Source organism: Bacillus sp. FSL K6-6540 (genome assembly GCF_038007545.1).
Genome location: NZ_JBBOXH010000001.1, coordinates 5089686 through 5107137 on the forward strand (window position 1 = coordinate 5089686; position 17452 = coordinate 5107137).

The 17452-nt window shown below is 47.1% G+C and carries 14 protein-coding genes; 2 read left to right on the forward strand and 12 right to left on the reverse strand.

The features are described from left to right. Nucleotides 1-29: 29 nt before the first annotated feature. From MHH82_RS22600 to MHH82_RS22610, 3 genes are all read right to left on the reverse strand, one after another. Nucleotides 30-434 carry an NUDIX hydrolase gene (locus tag MHH82_RS22600; RefSeq protein ID WP_015736582.1) on the reverse strand — a complete coding sequence of 135 codons (405 nt, stop codon included), beginning with the start codon at nt 432-434 and terminating at the stop codon, nt 30-32. A 38-nt stretch (nt 435-472) separates the two neighbouring features. Continuing rightward, nucleotides 473-1090 carry an SUKH-4 family immunity protein gene (locus MHH82_RS22605; protein ID WP_340967921.1) on the reverse strand — a complete coding sequence of 206 codons (618 nt, stop codon included), beginning with the start codon at nt 1088-1090 and terminating at the stop codon, nt 473-475. A gap of 64 nt (nt 1091-1154) precedes the next feature. Further along, nucleotides 1155-1949, reverse strand: a complete 795-nt coding sequence (locus tag MHH82_RS22610) for a hypothetical protein (protein ID WP_015736584.1) — start codon at nt 1947-1949, stop codon at nt 1155-1157. A gap of 268 nt (nt 1950-2217) precedes the next feature. Between MHH82_RS22610 and MHH82_RS22615 the strand changes: the two genes are divergently transcribed. Further along, nucleotides 2218-4548, forward strand: a complete 2331-nt coding sequence (locus MHH82_RS22615) for a helix-turn-helix domain-containing protein (protein ID WP_015736585.1) — start codon at nt 2218-2220, stop codon at nt 4546-4548. Nucleotides 4549-4604: 56 nt separating this feature from the next. On the opposite strand, the gene MHH82_RS22620 is transcribed toward MHH82_RS22615, so the two are convergent. From MHH82_RS22620 to MHH82_RS22645, 6 genes are all read right to left on the reverse strand, one after another. Continuing rightward, a complete protein-coding gene (locus tag MHH82_RS22620; RefSeq protein WP_015736586.1) occupies nt 4605-5621 on the reverse strand; it encodes a glycoside hydrolase family 130 protein in 1017 nt (338 codons plus the stop codon). A gap of 63 nt (nt 5622-5684) precedes the next feature. Continuing rightward, nucleotides 5685-7301, reverse strand: a complete 1617-nt coding sequence (locus MHH82_RS22625; RefSeq protein WP_015736587.1) for an extracellular solute-binding protein — start codon at nt 7299-7301, stop codon at nt 5685-5687. A gap of 52 nt (nt 7302-7353) precedes the next feature. Beyond that, nucleotides 7354-8265 (reverse strand): carbohydrate ABC transporter permease, encoded by a 912-nt coding sequence (locus MHH82_RS22630; protein WP_009589981.1) that lies wholly within the window; start codon nt 8263-8265, stop codon nt 7354-7356. A gap of 16 nt (nt 8266-8281) precedes the next feature. After that, nucleotides 8282-9271 carry an ABC transporter permease gene (locus MHH82_RS22635; RefSeq protein ID WP_251497567.1) on the reverse strand — a complete coding sequence of 330 codons (990 nt, stop codon included), beginning with the start codon at nt 9269-9271 and terminating at the stop codon, nt 8282-8284. Between the two features lie 1174 nt (nt 9272-10445). Continuing rightward, the gene (locus tag MHH82_RS22640; RefSeq protein WP_015736589.1) at nt 10446-12488 is read right to left on the reverse strand and encodes a peptidoglycan D,D-transpeptidase FtsI family protein; all 2043 of its coding nucleotides are present in this window, start codon (nt 12486-12488) and stop codon (nt 10446-10448) included. A 540-nt stretch (nt 12489-13028) separates the two neighbouring features. Further along, nucleotides 13029-13820, reverse strand: a complete 792-nt coding sequence (locus tag MHH82_RS22645) for a hypothetical protein (RefSeq protein ID WP_015736590.1) — start codon at nt 13818-13820, stop codon at nt 13029-13031. A 619-nt stretch (nt 13821-14439) separates the two neighbouring features. On the opposite strand from MHH82_RS22645, the gene MHH82_RS22650 reads away from it, so the two are divergent. After that, nucleotides 14440-14910: a helix-turn-helix domain-containing protein gene (locus tag MHH82_RS22650; RefSeq protein ID WP_315971961.1), complete on the forward strand. Its 471-nt coding sequence runs from the start codon at nt 14440-14442 to the stop codon at nt 14908-14910. Between the two features lie 89 nt (nt 14911-14999). Here MHH82_RS22650 and MHH82_RS22655 read toward each other — a convergent pair whose 3' ends face one another. The 3 genes from MHH82_RS22655 to MHH82_RS22670 all read right to left on the reverse strand — a co-directional run bounded on the left by MHH82_RS22655 (nt 15000) and on the right by MHH82_RS22670 (nt 17451). After that, entirely contained in the window at nt 15000-15578 is a 579-nt protein-coding gene (locus MHH82_RS22655; RefSeq protein ID WP_340967922.1) for a GNAT family N-acetyltransferase, read from the reverse strand. Continuing rightward, the gene (locus MHH82_RS41690) at nt 15569-16594 is read right to left on the reverse strand and encodes a nucleoside-triphosphatase (protein ID WP_015736593.1); all 1026 of its coding nucleotides are present in this window, start codon (nt 16592-16594) and stop codon (nt 15569-15571) included. The genes MHH82_RS22655 and MHH82_RS41690 overlap by 10 nt, the downstream gene beginning before the upstream one ends. A 98-nt stretch (nt 16595-16692) precedes the next feature. Next, nucleotides 16693-17451: an ABC transporter ATP-binding protein gene (locus tag MHH82_RS22670; RefSeq protein ID WP_015736594.1), complete on the reverse strand. Its 759-nt coding sequence runs from the start codon at nt 17449-17451 to the stop codon at nt 16693-16695. Between the last annotated feature and the right edge of the window lies 1 nt (nt 17452).

Here is a 17452-nt window from a genome sequence, read left to right on the forward strand (position 1 = left end):
ATCCGGTCTTTAAAAGAACAGGATGAATGCTAAAACGCCCGGCTTTTGACTTCTCCTTGATAAGCCAATGCATCCTGGGCCCTTAACCGCTGAACGTCGCTCAGCTCCGACAACTCGGCCCATTTATATTCCGAATGCTCGGAGCTGAGCACAATTTCCTCGTGAAGCGGGATCGAACAGCGGAATATGCCGACTTGCGCGTTGATATGACTGTGATAATAAAATCCGGTCAAGACCGCATCTTGCAGGGTAAGGCCCAGCTCTTCGCGGCATTCGCGAAAAATCGCTTCATGGATCGTTTCGCCGGAATCCACCCCGCCCCCGGGCAAACTCCATCCCTTATTCCCATAGGTCCGTTTTAATAAAAGCAGCTTGCCGTCAGCGTTCGATATGATGGCATGCACACCAAATCTGTACGTGTCATGAAAGCCCAACGTTCATCCTCCCATCCCGTCATTAAAATGCATTTCGGCTACCTCAAGCGATCCTTTATTTCCTCCAGCACAATTCCCCACCATGAAGAGGAACGTACAGCAGGGAGATCCATCTCTTTCAGCTCCCGCTTAATTTCTTCGAAGGCTGACTTCCACTCGCGCTGAGTCTGCGAGGCGTCCGGACGGATTCCCGGCTTGATCTCCCCTCTTCTGAACTTCTCAAGTTTCTCGCGAAATTGTTCGGCCGTCAAAATCGTGGGAGGTGGATCGGGCTGCAAGCGCTCCGTTTGCTGCTTGAATCGAAGCACACGGTCCATAAAGGCGAGCAGGCTGTCGATGGAGGCGTTCATGTAGGTCGGTTTCTGTGTACCGCCCTCCGTGACTGCCCACACTCCCCCTGTATCCTTTTGGATCGCGACATGCAGCCCTTCGCTCCAGATCTCCCTTCCGATCGCGATATAGGCTCCATGAATATCCTGTAGCGGTAACGCTTCATGAAACAGAAGACCCAACGGTGGCTCCTGCGGATCAAAGACCGGCATTCCCCGATGCACAAGCGTTTCCACCGTCTTATCGTGCATTCCCTGGCCGTCCAAGCTTTCCCTCGTATAAGGCAGCACTCCGTGATCATACAGCGTATGATATTGCGGCTCCATTCTAACCCTCCCTTAAACTCCTAAACCGGTACGTATTCTGTAACCTATAATGATGCAGCGCGGTCTACAGATATTCGCCGAAATAAAACTGCAGCGCTTCAGTGGAATATCCGTCGCTTCCCTGCCACTCCGACATCGAGAAGAAATCGTCGTCCCTTCTCGGACGCGTGCGGGGCGTATCCTTCGGAACCAGCACGCCGGCATATCCCAGAATTTCCATCAGCACGTCTCGTTCATGCTTGCTTGAAGGCAGAACATCCTTCAAGCGCTTCTCAAGATGACGCGGGCTTTCTGATTCGGCGCATCCGTCGACGGCTGTCATCAGCTTCCTCAGAATGGCGATATCCTCATCGTCCACCGTCAGGCCCTCCTCATGGCTCAACAGCTCCAGATCGAGCCAGCAGTAGAGCAGCTGATTCAAGCGGATGCCTCCCCATTTGACCCGTTCGAAATTCAGCACGTTCAGGTCGGCATTCACGTAATTCCGGTCGGACTGGAGCCCGGCATGGTTACAATCTCCGCAGCTGCTGTAATTCGGCATGGCCGAGCGTCGTTCTTCGTACTGATGCAGAGGCAGGCGCGATGTAAGCGCCCAACTGGAAAGCGCGCTTCGCAGATGCACTTGTCTCGTGGACAGACTGTGCAGAAATGCGGCAGCAACCCTTTCTTTAGTAACCGTCTTATGTAAGCTATGCAGCCGCTGGATCAGCTCATCATGTCCGATGGTGATGGGGTCGAACATCAGCCTCATGCTCTTCGCGTAATCAAAGTCCTCCCCAACGAACGGCAAAGGACTGCTTTTCCAGCCGCTGGATGACCAGAACGTTTGAAGTAAAACCTTTTTCGCCTTTTTGTCCACAGCTTCCCACTTCCCATTTTTTTCTTGTCCCTATCATAACAAAATCTTCCTATAAAGCGAAGACGATCGAAATCTGACTGAGTTGGATTGAAGCCGTGAAACTATGAAAACTACGAGTTATATCATGTAATGAATAACGATGAATTTATTCTTAATATTTCTCCGAATAATCATTATAATGATATAATGTTTCAAATAACCCTATCCTTGTTGATGAAATCGGAATTTCGCATGACATGAAAAGAATGCAATGGAGGATGCACCCAAAATGACCATTCATAACCTCAAATCATTCATCGTATCCACTTTCACTTTCCGAATAAATTGGAATCACTTTAAGTCGAAGCTGCTCTTAAGATACGTACTGTCTTATATTCTGATCTTCCTGATTCCCCTGACGGGAGTAACCATTTTCGTTTATGATAGCGCTGTCAGCGGGCTTCGTACCGAGATCGAACAATCCAACATCAATCAATTGAACCAGGTGAAAATGACCATCGACTCCCGTATCGCGGAGCTTCGGGAGCTTTCCGGCCGAATCGCTTACGACAGACGCTTAACCCCTTATATGGTCCGTGATGATTATTACAGAGTGGAAGCCATACAAGCTTTGGCCAACTATAAGGCAAACAGCAGCATCATTGAAGACATCTTCTTATACTATCATAACGACCCGATTATCTACTCTTACCGTGGCCTGACGAATGTTAACGTTGCGTTCGATTCCTTCTATCGTTATGAGAACTGGAGTCTGGAAGATGTCACCCTTGCGCTGAACGAAACGAATCAGATGGTCATACGGCCGGCCGAGAATGTTACGATCAACAACTCCAGGCAGGAGACGATGCTGACCATCATCGTACCGATCAAGCCCAATGCCCCCTATCCTTACGGGAGCGTTGTATATATGGTGAAAGAGTCCAATCTTACCGGGGTCATGGATTCCATTCTTAGCGATTTCACCGGGAGCAGCTACATTCTCAATCCAGATGATGAAGTGCTTACTGCGAGCAATCACGGCGTAACCCTGTCTCAAGAGCATCTCGGGACATTGGCTGCGCTTGATGCCGGCATACACAATCTCTCCCTGAATAATGACAAGTATTCCGTCGTATCCGTCAAATCCGGGGAGAATGGATGGAACTACATGACCATCATGCCAAGCTACCAGTTCTTCAGCCGGGTCGCTCATGTACAGACGCTCATACTGCTGGTGTTTGGCATCGCCGTCATAACCGGAGTGCTTGCCGCTTTTGTGCTGGCTAGACGCCAATATCACCCGATTAAGGATTTGATGGAATTCGCCAAGCTCAGAGTTAGCGATACCCCAGAGCCCAAAACGCGCAATGAATGGGAATGGATTCGTCAGACCCTTCACGATTACAGCACCCGGATCGATATGCAGGAGCCCTTCGTGCGCAACCAATGCATGCTGCTTCTGCTGAAGCACGGCAAGCCGGATGATCCCGAAATCGAGCGAATGATCGCCGAAGTCGGATTGGAATCTCCCCAAGAACAAGTCATTTATTTCTGTGTGATTCTGTCCTGGGAAGAAAACGATGCGGCCGAGGAACTCCAGAAGGATCGTCAGCAGGTGCATGAAATTCTCAGCCATGTTGAACCTTCAGGACTTCAAGCGACTATCTATGGCGTTGAATTCTCAGCCGATAATCAATTTGCGCTGATCGTATCGCTTCCTGACCCTGGCCAAGATTCGCTGAAGCTCCGGATGGAGCAGATCATTCGCACGGTCCAGGGATTGATCTCCGAGAACACTCGGCTCGATCCGAGCATGGGCGTAGGTACGCCCTACCGGGATTTGGGGCAGCTGAACCAATCCTTCATCGAAGCCGCAACCGCACTCGAGCACCGAATGGTCGGCAGCAGCCGGATCACCTATTTCGACCAGTTGGCAGAGCAGAATCATCCTGTCGCCAAAGGCGTATGGCTTCCAAGAAAGTCGCTGCTCAAGCTGGAGCAAAGCCTAAAGCAAGGCAACGAGTCGGTGGCTGTGCAGATGATCGCCGAGATGATGGAGACCATCCGGAGCGAACCGCTGCAAATTCATCTGCTGCGCTGCATTTGCTTCGATCTGCTGAACGCGCTGCTAAGGTCCGCCTCTGAGGTTGGAATGAACGAAGCATTCAGCAGCATCTCGGACTATACGTCGTTTGAGACGCTGGAGGAATTTGAGGACAAGCTGTTGTCGCTCACGACAGAGGTTTGCGAGAAGGTTGAACGGAACCATGAGCAAGCAGCACCTAAACTGATCGATGATATCGTACATTATGTAAATCAGCAGTTTGCCGACTATACGCTCAGCCTGGAGCATGTTGCCCTTAAATTTTCCGTCTCTACCTCTTACTTAAGCCGCAGCTTCAAAGAGAAGACCGGGATCAGTTTCTCGCAGTATATCTGGAAGAGGCGTACGGAGGAAGTCATTCGGCTGCTTGTGACGACAAGCGCTCCCCTTAAGGAAATCATCGAACAGGTGGGCTACCTGGATGCACCCAATTTCATCCGCAAATTCAAGAAAGAAACCGGGCTTACGCCCGGTCAGTACCGCAAACAACATCGCTCGAATAGGCTGGATATATAACAGAAGGGCCCTTTAGGAGATCTTGTCTCGAAAGGGCCCGGATGCTTTTACCTCACTCACTGCGGTTCGTTCAAGATATGCTCAACCAGCTCATCGACCGGCACGGTAGCCAGTGCAATTGCAGTGTCGGTCACACCATAATAGATATAGAGCAGGCCGTCTTTGACCACGTTTCCTGTCGGGAACACCACATTCGGAATTTGATAACCGAATTTCTCGTAATAGGTTTCCGGTTCCATAATAAAAGTCTTCGTTCTTGCTATGACCTTCTCAGGGTTGTTCAGGTCAAGAAGCATCGCCCCAACACGGTAAACGACCTGATCATCAACGCCGTGGTAAAGGACCAGCCAGCCTTTATCGGTTCGCACAGGCGGCGTGGCTCCGCCGATTTTCCTGGATTCCCACGCCGGATTCTCGGCTTTGGCCAGAAGTTTCGGCTCTTCCCAATGAACTAGATCCTCGGAGTACGTAATCCATATCGCCGCGCTGTCCGTTCCGTAAGCTGCACCCACGTATTCCTCCGGACGGCGCAGCAATACATACTTTCCGTTAATCTTCTCCGGGAACAAAATGTTGTCGCGGTCATTGATATCGAGCGGTGTCGTATCGGCAACGAATTCCCAGTCGATCAGATTGTCCGACTTCACAATCGAAGAGCGAGTGAGCCAGTGGCCCTCCTCCTCCCCCCAGCCGTCCGGATATTTTGGAATCGTACGCTCCGGTATGCCCGCTCCCGTCGGATAGTAACTCATGGCGCATGGCCTAAGGGCATAGTTTAGATAGTACGTGCCGTCAATTTTGACAATCCGCGGGTCCTGGACGCTTCCATATGGAAAGCCCAGCATGTCAGGCGTCACGATCGGCTCGTCTTTCACGTGCGTAAAATTCACCCCATCTTCGCTCTCCAGAAGTCCCAACACATTCTTGCAAGGCGTTAGCGAGCCTGCGGTACGCTCAATCATGTAAAACTTGCCGTTGTCTATAATAACCGCAGGATTGAATACGGTGACTTTACGCCATTCGTACGTTCCCGGAACGACGATCGGATTGTTCGGATGTCTCGTGATTTTCATAGGCTATGCCTCCACATTTGTATGATATTCAGGAGATTTATCAGGCCCTCTATCATTTTATGTTTAGCTCGACTTCCAGCGGTCATATGCGCCTTGATAGATTTCGACGACCCGGTCGGCACCCATTTTCTTCATCGTGTTCAGGTAGTTATCCCAATTGGACAATGGTTCTGCTCCGGTCACGAACTTCGCCTCCATCTGTTGTACATATGTGCTCAAATCCGAGTTCAGGCTGTTAATCTCGGTTTGCTCTTCAACGGTAAGGAACAAGGCAGGGAACGGAGGTCTGGCTCCGCGATCGAGCAGCTTTTCCTTCGTCTCCTTTTCAACCCACTGGTCAAAGTCGGTCTTCAATCCTTTATTGATATCGTCCGTGTTGATGGTAGGAGCCGGAATGCCGTAGTTTGGCGTCAAAGTCGCACGGTAGTCCTCCATTTCCATGCCGTCCGGCACAGACAAATAGCGTTTCACGCGATTAGCTTCATCCGTATACTCCCACAGCATGCCTTCAGGTCCTTTGTTGAAAAAAAGCGACCCTTCATAGGAGTAAAGGTAGTCCACCCAACGCATCGATGCTTCAGGGGCAGGATTGGTAGCCGAGATGGCAAAAGCCCCTGTCGTAATCCCTCTGTTCTTGGCGATGGCCGGCTTGTCTACCAAATCGCTTTTCACCGGAGCGAACATCGGATCCTTGGTGGACGGCTCTCCCCCTTTGGTCATGTAGGCATGCCAGTCGGAGAACAGGGCCACCTGATTGTTCTGTGCCTTGGCCTTTTTCTGTTCTGCGGTTTGCGAATAGCTTTCGTGGTCGAGCAGATCCTCTTTCCATAGACGGTTCATATAGACCAGATACTCTCTGAAGCCCTCTTCTATCGGGGTATAATGAACAACATCCTCATCGTCTACATAAATTTCGTCTTCATAGACGCCGAAAGCGCCAAGAAGCCAAGTACGAATATCCCGAGCATTGGTCGTCGCCGTCGATACGGAAGAGATCGGGATTTCATCGGCGACTCCATTGCCGTTCGGATCCTCTTCTTTTACCCGCTTCAGGAAGGTATAGAGCTCCTCGGTCGTCTCCGGAAGCTTGTCGATATTCAGGGCCTCCAGGAAATCACCATTGTACCACAGCGGGTTCCGATACCAGTGCTGGCTTAAATCGACCGCAGGCAAGGAGTAGATATGTCCATCCGGAGCCGTAATGGATTTACGGATCTCCGGAATTTCATCCATCAGCGCCTTGAAGTTCGGAGCATACTCCTCAATGAGCTCCTCCAGCGGAATCAGAATACCCTGCTCGCCATAGTTCATCTGTTCGGCCGCCGTCAAACCTGCAGCATAGAAAACATCCGGGTAATCGCCGCTGGCAAATACGAGGTTCTTCTTCGTATCAAAGCTATCCTTCGGTGCATTCAAGTATCGGAATGAAATGCCCGTCTTTTCCTCCATCTGCTGCAGCACGACCATATCCTTCCAGTTCTGAACGCCGACATCAGGTGCCATCATGGTCAGCGTAATCGGTTCATTCATAATCGGGAAGCCTTCCTTATTCACGGCGGCTGCTTCCGTTGACTTTGTTCCGGCAGATTTCGTATCGCCGGCCGAACCGCATCCGGCGAGCAGGGACAGAGCTGTCAGCCCCGTCAACACCAGCTTCCAAGGTTTGCTTGTCATCTTCATCCATGTTTCCTCCCTTTGCATATTCAAGCTCATATCTTATAAAACGCTTTCATTATCCTTTTACAGAGCCTATCATGACCCCTTGGACAAAGTATCGCTGTAAAAAAGGATAGAGAGCCACAATCGGCAGCGTAGATACAACGATAACCCCGTATTTGATCAATGATGCCGTTTCGGCTTTGGAATTCATTGCCCTGGCAGCATCCCCGCTGATCCCGGCGCCGGTCGTCTCCGCCGTCATTTCCTGAAGAACCAGAATCTGCCGCAGCACCATCTGCAGAGGATACTTGCTCTCATCGTTGAGATAGATCAGAGCCGGAAAATAGCTGTTCCAGTGACTGACCCCGTAAAATAATGCCATGACTGCAATAATCGGCGCGGACAGCGGCAGAATAATGCGGACGAACAGCTTCAGGTTGGTACAGCCGTCCATATATGCCGCTTCCTGCAGTTCCTTGGGAATCGTCGTCTGGAAGAACGTCCGGGCAACGATGATATTCCATACCGATGCGGCTACGGGAAGAATGAGCGCCCCCATCGTGTTGATCAGTCCCAAATTCCGGACGACGAGATATGTTGGCACAAGACCTCCGGTAAAAAACATCGTGAACAGAATAAATCCCAAGAACAGTTGACGACCGACCAAATCCGACCTGCTGAGCGCATAAGCTGCAGGCAGTGTCACGGCCAGGTTCAACAGCGTTCCTATCCCAGTATAAACGATCGTGTTCAGGTATCCGTTCCAAATCTTCGGGTTTTCGAAGACCAGCTGGTATCCGGCCCAGGTAATCTCCTTGGGAAACAGCCACATCGCACCGGAATTCACCTGCTGCGGGCTGCTGATCGATGCGCTGAGAATATATACGAGCGGATACAGAACAACAATTAGAGCGATGCATAAATAGATATAAACGCTGCCGAGAAAAATCTTGTCCCACTTCGATTCCTTCATCGCGGTAACCAATGCACTTCCCTCCTTTCTACCATAGGCTGTTCTCGCTGGTGCGTCTGGCAATCCGGTTGACCGTTACCAATAGAATGACGTTGATCACGGAGTTGAACAGGCCAACGGCTGTCGAGAAGCTGTACTGCGCGTCGACCAGACCGGTCCGGTAAACATAAGTTGAAATGACATCGGAAGATTCCATATTCAGCGAGTTCTGCAGCAGCAGTATTTTTTCGAAGCCAATCGTAAGAATGTTGCCCATGTTCAAAATCAACAAAATGGTGATCGTTGGGAGTATGGCCGGGAGGTTGATGTGCAACAATCGTTTGAAACGACTGGCTCCATCCACAATCGCGGCTTCATGCTGCTGGGGATCGACCCCGGACAGCGCGGCCAGATAGATAATGGTCCCCCATCCGGTGCTTTGCCAGACCCCGGACAGAACATATACGGTCTTGAACCACGCCGGATCCGACAGAAAGTTCGGCGCATCGATGCCCATCCATTTGATCAATTGGATCAGGATGCCTGTGGACGGCGATAAGAAGGTAATAATCATACCCGCCATGACAACAACGGATATAAAATGAGGCGCATACGTAACGGTCTGGACGATTTTCTTGAAGGGACCTGTCCGGATTTCGTTGAAAGCGAGCGCCAGGATGATCGGCAGCGGAAACCCGATGATCAGCTCGTAGAAGCTGAGGCTGAACGTATTCCAGAGCAGATCCCAGAAATAGTAGGAATTGAAGAAACGCTCGAAATGATCGAAGCCCACCCATGGGCTGTCCATGATTCCTTTGCTGGGGATAAAGTTCTTAAAGGCAATCTGGATGCCGTACATGGGCGCATAGTGAAATACAAGGAAATACAGTAAGGCCGGCACCAAGAACAGATAGAGCTCCCAGTTCACCCTGATTCGTTTACCAAGAGACGTTTGGTTTACGCCTGGATTAGGCGGCTTCGTTTCGCGATGGATGGAACGTCTTCCGGATATCACAGCAAGTAGTCTTTTTCCCTTCATGTTTCCCCTCCTTTCTTACATATCGATTCATGTCAGGTTATCTGGTTCACTCACGTACATCACGTTTCAGTGATTAACAGGTAACGCTTACATTCCAAAGTGTAGAGAAGACAGCATGACATCGTAAATGTGTAAGATGTGCATTGTCATCCGTCTGTCCGGCGAAATCCCGCTGCTGTCCTTTATTTCTCACCCGAATCTCGCGATTTTTGCTCATATATGATGCGGTGTATGTGTAACATATGAACCTGTTATCAGGATTCATATGTTACATATTGTGCTCCATCAAGCGTTGTGTGAACATGGCTTACGAACACCGATTATGCGTTAACTCGAGTGGGTGAGTTTGGGTCAAGAACTTGTTCACTTTAAATTAGAAAAGCCGCAACAAATGCGGCCCCAGTTTATATGTTCTCTGTCGATTTCATTCCCCTTTGATCATTCACCCATCAAAATAAAAAAACCACCAACTTTTTTTGATGGTTTTTTTCTGAATATTCTTCGCTGCCGCGTACTGTTCTAGATTATTGTTCAAGATTAGGTTTATCATTATTACCATTAATGCTTAAACGACCTGTTTGGAGGTCCGGACTACACCAGGGGTTACAATATCCTTGCCGGTTCTAAAACAGGGGCATACTCCATTGCTACAGGAAAAGCGATGTGGCGATCGAAAAAGGAAGGTCTTATCAATAAGGATCAATGAGTTGCTTTCTGGGGCAACATATAAATCACATTAAAATAATGTCCCTTAATTTGTGTAAAAGAGTGTCTCTTTAGAGTCAACTAGCATCTCCTCCTCACTCAAGAAGTAGGCGACTGACGAAAAAAAATTAGTGGAGGTGCCAGGATGGTTTTTTTCCTTCTAAGCCTCGGTCCACAGAGTTCTAATAAGCTATAGATTTCGTACCTAATAATAGCAACATACATTATCTGACTATAGTCCTTTCCTCTACTAGCCTTAAAAATAATTACCAACTTAAATGACCTGCTGTAAATGCCAAGTCAGAAGTTCTTCCGCTCTCTACTTATGCCTGAAAAATTACCGGTTAACATAAGACTAATAGTTCATCCATTTTATTCTCAATGATACAAATAGCTTTTTTACAATTCTATGATTAGAAAAGCCATCTCTGTGTGGCCAGAGACTACCATGTATTAATTATTCATTAATCTAATTTTCGGCCTTCTCATTATTTTGCTGCTTTGGATGAGGAGTTCCGTCGAGGCCGTATACCTCATCATAAGCATCAAAAATCTTGCGAGCTACTGGTGCAGCACTCTGGGAACCGAAACCGGCCTCTGGTATGACGACAGCCACAGCCAATTTCGGATTTTGGCGAGGAGCAAAGGCAATAAAAACCCCGTTCTCCAATCTGTTACGTTTACCATTAATATAGATATCCTGCTCTGAGGTTCCTGTTTTCCTTGCTAGGTCATATTTAAAATCATCAAACGCTCGCAAACCCTGTGTATTCATCCCAGCTATGATCTCATTCCAGTATTGATCCGGAAATTCAACCTTGTTCAATACTTCCCTCTCAAATTCCTTAATGACATTACCATTCTGGTCTTCGATTCGAATAGCCATTTGAGGTTTGATACGCTCACCGCGATTGGCTAATGTTGATGCATACTGAGCCAACTGTAAGGTCGTATACTTACCTGACTGACCAAAGGAAGCATAGGCCATGGCGGCTAAATAGGAGCCTGCTTGTTCAATATTGTCGTACTCAATAATTCCTTTATGCTCTTTAGGCAATCCAGATTCAGTCGGAACTCCTAGCCCAAAAGCTTTCATGTACTTATCCCAAACTTCAACGGACTCAGAACCATATTTGTTATATAGTCTCTCACCAATCCAATCGACCATAAACGCATTTGAAGAATTCTCAATAGCTTTTCTAGGGTTAATAGATCCAAATGCTTTGTTTCCAGAATTCTGAACCCTAGAATTATCCTTTCCAAAATAAGCCTCGCCTTGGTCTGAATAATAGTCGTTAATACCAAACAGCTTTTCATTTAGACCAATCAACACACTAAGTGGTTTTATGGTTGAGCCGAGCAGCACAGTTGATTCCAAATTGTTGCCGGATCGTCCCGAACTGTACGGGGATATTGTTCCATTTCCATAATGTTTCAAGACAGTTTCCCAATCATCCGTACCATTCTCCCACACATTAGGATCATAATCCGGCATACTAGCCATCGCCACGATATTCCCCGTATCTACTTCCATCGCTACCGCATAACCGGTTAACGCATCCTGATGGAGTTTTCCAGATACAGGATTCGCATGCAACCATTTCAATTGATCAATAATGGCTTGCTGCGCAGCAAGCTGAATATCTTTATGAATTGTAGAGTATACGTTGTAGCCTTTCTTCGGTGGCATCATAGTCGGTACTCCATCAGCCATATTCTGCGGATTAATTGGAATCTCTATGTAACCGCTCTTTCCCCGTAGCTCATCTTGAAACATCATTTCAAGTCCATAAATTCCGACCTTTTCACGTTCTGTATAAAGAAGACCTGGATCCTTCTGTGTTTTGTTTTGTTCATCAATTTCCTTATATTTGTTCTCATCCTTCGCACCTCGAAAGTCCTTCAAGTATCCGATTGCTTGTACCGCCACCTGATCCGGATTGTATTGCCGCTGGCTTTCCTCAACTACCTCTACTCCGGGATATTTTGATTTTCGCTCCATAAAATAAGCCACTTCTTTGGTAGATAGGTCCGATTTGATCCGTCTCGGTTCAAATCCTGGTTGCTTGTTAAACTCCAGATCAAGTAATTCAATCACCTCATCATATGTTAGATTCTTAGCACCCTCATCACCAAACCGATCAAACACTTCAACCATTTCTGTGACGATTTTTTCGATTTCCGGTCGATTCTGTAACCCTTTCTCCGAGGAGCTGTAATCCTTCAGCAGCGTAACGTAAAGAGCTTGTGAGGAAGTCGAATAGGCTATTGGAGTCTCAGAGGCGTCAAAAATCGTCCCACGTATAGGCTGCAAAGGGAAATTTTTACTTTGTATGCCAGTTTCCTGTTCCTTAAGTTCGGGACCTTCAACAAACTGTAGAACTGCTAACCGAATGATAACGACGCAAAATATAATAAAAGTACTGAAAAAGAATATATTAACCCGTAAATTAAACTGAGTGCCAGCATCCCTATTTTCTGATTTTCGCTTATCTAGCCTAAAGCCTTTCACGTAAACTTCTCTCCTTTAGTCACAATCCCAATTGCTTATGCAATTATTTTATCATAGAAATCTGTAAATTTGAGTAAATAATTGTATTAATGAGCTGACTACTCAAAAAATAGAAAAGTCAGCCCAACCTTTTAATTTCGACCATAAGGGCGGCTTTAATAATTACCAAGTTCTTACATGCAACTTCGTTTGTATACAACAACCTTTTTAAGCTTCTTTTCGAATTAACTCAAACACTTCCTGCTTCACCTGAGTGCAGTATCGCTGATCCGTATATGCAGTTATCTGCTCCCTTTCTTCTAAGACTAGGTGTGTTTTCTAGCCTGTCACTTGTAAGTGCCGCTTCATTTTCATATCCTATTCACTCGTTTTATTTACTCTTCAATTGAAGAAAGATACAGGACATGTCAACACAGGCTCACTATCAATACTTTAATAATTCTGAAGATCGCCATTATCTTGTACTATGGAACGACGAATCTAAAGTGACCCATGAGAGAGCGCCCTTCTTCATAGCGCCTTCTAATGGGTCACAAATACTTATTGGATAAAAATTTCTTCAGCTTGTATTAGGTTGGTAACTTCACCATTTTCGTTCTTCTCTATAAGCTTCAAAAGTATTCCAGAGTTATTATCAACCCAAAGTTCGAAATTAATTGCATTATGCTTTTCAGCCATATCGGGTTCATGGATTCCTTTGATAATAGTTACTTCTCTCTCTAAGTATTTTTCTGTTCCAATAATTTCATAATTATTTATATCATCATTTAACCAGAATGCATAAGCTTGTGGAAGTAAGTAATCTTGAGCTGGTCCAGAAAATGCTGGATCATTTCGATAAACGTAGATGTTCTCACCACTTGACGTCGTTAAATGCCGTTCTCCAATAGGTTTGCCGATTGAAATTTGATCGGTGTTCACCTCATCAACCAAGTAGTTTTCATCAAAGATTTGAATTTTTTCTTCCTCGAATTTATGATGAGAAACTTCCTCTGTATTATGATTGATTGTAGTTACTTTACTCTTTTTAACAGGGGATTGCTCTACTTCAAATTCAATAGTTTCATTAACCTGGATGTGATCGATAACAACTGAATAAATCCCAGACGCATTCGTAAAGTAATCGACAGAATTAAGCATTTTCTCTTTTATATTAATATTGGATGCAAAGTTCAACTGCTCCTTAGCACCAACGGGTACGTTATCCAATTCAATTAGAGGGAGAGGTTCTACTTCCCTTTCTTTTTTATTTATAGAATCTGCAGCATATATTGTACCTCCAAAAACAAGTAACGAAGAAAGAACTAAGAGTGAAAATTTTTTATATCTCATTTCATTCAACCTCCTGAGTTTGATGATTTTTCCCAGTCAATAGTAATAACACTATTTTCTTCATGAAAGTTACGTAAATCGTAAAAAAATTGCTGAAGACTGGGGGCTCGAGGCGAGATTAAGTATAATTTAGATGGGTTGCTGAGGGTCAGTAGTTATCAGTTTTATTGGGAAGTAAATCCACAAATTATGGACAGACTATACTTTGTAACCTCTTAAAAAAATGTTAGTAGGCGATTAATCACCTACCAACATTTTCATCTTCTCCTAATTTTGTTAGTCAAGCTAATGCACCCGCCGGATCGGCAAGCCATCAATGCTCTTCCAGGAGCTTGCAGTCCAGCGGTATACTTGCATGGTGTTGTTAGATGGGTCCTCCATCTTCATTTGTCTGGAAAAGGGGTGGGGCGATCAAATTCCGCTCCCATACACCCGGCCGAAACAACATTCCCTATGACACCAAGGGTTCTGCAGCGTTGGCAGTCCAATTCCGTGAGTTCCAACAGAATTACCTTAATTTATTTCTTCGATGCTGCCGTAATCCCGCGGCAAGGTCATCATGTGGCCGACGGGCTTTGGTGCGACTAGGTGAGTCCCCGTCCGTACGGGGCTGTCTAACATGGACGCGCCAGTGTCGGTTGAAACGCTGAGGGAGTCCGATCGCGCGGTCCGCAGCATTCAATCCATCCAGCAGGAGCTGTCAGGAGCGCTGATCGACACCAAATTGAAGAATGGCGCTGGGCGGTTTGCTTCTTCGAATCCGGTGCTTCAGCCCGCGTTTGACTACATTTTTGCGCACAAGCATGAAAATTTCAGCCTGAAGGAGATGGCCAAGCTGTGCCATATCAGCCCTAGCTATTTCAGCCGTATCTTTACGAAAGAGACCGGGGAGAATTTCTCCGTCTTCATCGCCCGGCTTAAGATTGAATGGGCCAAGCAGCTGCTGGAATCCACCGATTCGCCGATCCATCAAGTGAGCGATGATCTTGGCTTCTGCGACACGGGCTATTTCATCAAAACATTCAAAAGATTCGAGAACCTCACCCCGGCCGTGTACCGGAACATGTATGCCGGGATATCCGCGAAGTAATCGTTCCAGATTGTCGACCATTCATGTAAAAATCCCTTCGTGCATGCACCAAGGGATTATTGCGATGACCGTTATCCGGCCAAGCCCCGTTAACGGATCTGGTTCTGATTCCGGTAGTCATCCACGACAATGGAATATAATTTCAGATCTTCATGTTTGCCTTTCACGAATATCGACTGTCTTATGATTCCCTCAAAGGTCATGCCGGCCTTTTCCATCACTCTGGCTGATCCTAGGTTTGACGGCAGACAGCTGGCTTCGATTCTAACCAGCTTCATTACTTCAAATCCATAAGAGATGATGGTCCTGATCACTTCGGTCATGTAACCACGATTCCAATAATCCTTGGACAAGGCATATCCCAGTTCTGCTTTGGCATGATGAACGTTCCAAGCCATAAATCCTGAAGTTCCGATGACCCTTCCGGTTTCTTTGTCCACGATCCCCCACGGGGCCACGGCATGATGGTCGTATTTTTGCAGCACCTTGTTTAGATAATGGCGGGTATCTGCCATCGTTTGATGCGTCGGCCAGGAGGTATATCTCGATACCTCATCATCCGATCCGTAACGAAAGATATCTGGCTCGTCCTCGCTTCTTAATTTTCTTAAAATCGTTCGGCCTGTTTCTAACGTTGGCAGATCCGAGAAGATATCCTCTATCCGCATGTCCCTCCATCCTCCAATGCCCTCAAAATATCCTTCATCACCACTTCCGGCATCACATCACGATTGAATTCGTTCAAGCTGACAATGCCGACTTCCTTCCGATATTTAATTGTATCTATTTCAGGGCGACTCTCGACGGGTATCGTTCCTAGAACAATCCGGCGATCACTAATAATCTCTTGTACCATGCTTTGAAAAGAGGCGGACAGCATTTGCATAAATCCCAGTTCGTCAATGACGATGATTTTCTTGGAGGATAAGGCTTCCCGTAGTTTATGAATAGCAAAATCCTCGAATTTCTCAACATCTACGCCGTACCTGCCAACTCGAACATGGCTGGGACTTTCCACATTTGCAATCTCTACGCTTTCTCCATCAACAGCCACGCATCTGAAACCGATTCGATCGCCTGCATTCGTTATTTCCTCCGTATAAAAACCGCCGCAAAGATCAGGGCCGACGAGATGTATGAGTTTCTTGATCAGGGTCGTTTTGCCCATCCTCGGCTTCCCCGTGAGTAAAAATGCCGTTATGGCATTCAGCGGTTTTCCGTCCAATCTGGACAGCAGCTTATACTGAGGCGGGTTCAAATCCCAAGTCTCATAAGGGACCGAACGCTCTGCACGGATGGCGTCCAGCGTGCGCGATTGAATGTGGGGCCTTTTTATGTATTCATCCAGGTTGGAATCTACCAAGTCTACGAATTTCGCTTCCACAATTTCTTCTGGTTGAATGGTTATTTCTCCGCTGACGTATTCCGCATGAAAAACGACGGACAACACGTGCAGCCTCTCATTGTAGTAGACTCCTGAAATGCCTAAAGGGCGTATAACCACGCCCGTCTCCTCCAGAAACTCCCGGCACACCGCTTGATCTGGCGGCTCCCCGGCATCAACGAAGCCTCCGGGCAGTTCCCACGTATCCGAACGCAAATGCGTCCGAACCATCAGCACATGTCCGTCTCTATTCTTCACTAAAGCTGAAACTGCAACCAAATGCTTTGACTGTTCGAACATCGATTAACACCGCCATTTCCATGTTTTATCTATCATTTCAATGACTGATCAAGTGAAGAATTCGTTTGAAGCATTTTTTGTTTTTCCATCATTATACATTATATTCCGATCTCCAGCATTTTCGCCCTCACATTCTCAACCCTGCGATCCATATCCGTTCCGTCGTACTTGGGAAGCTTGAGTTCACTGACCATGTTCCCGTCGCGCATAAACATAATGCGCTCCGTCCGGGCCGCCACGTTAGCGTCATGTGTTACAAGCATGACCGCCGTGCCTTCCGCGTTGATTTCGGAGAAAATGTCCATGATTTCCTGCGCGGATTTGGAGTTGAGCGCGCCCGTAGGCTCATCGCCAAAAATGATTCTCGGGCTGTTCATCAGCGCCCGGCAGATTCCCGCACGCTGAAGCTGTCCTCCCGAAACCTGAGTGATGTCTCGCTTTTCCAGCTCTGCGATTCCCACCCTGTTCATAAGAGTTCTTGCTTTTTTTGTTATGGATGCAACGTTTTTTCGTTGGTCCCGCATGGATGGAAGAATGATATTATCGAGGATATTGAGGTTTTTCAGCATCGTTGGCTGCTGGAAGACAAACCCCATATGGGTCCTCCGTATATCTGAAAGCTCATTCTCCGAGGCTGCCGATAAATCCTTGCCGTCAAAAAAGACCGTTCCGCCATTCACGCCATCCGTCCCGCTCAATGCAAACATGAACGTTGATTTTCCCGAACCCGACGGCCCCATAACCGAAACGAACTCGCCCTCGTGAATGTAGGCGGACACGCCATCCAGAACACGGCGCTGGTCATCACCTTCGCCGAAAGATTTTACGATATCATCGCAGATAATCAACTTCTTCATA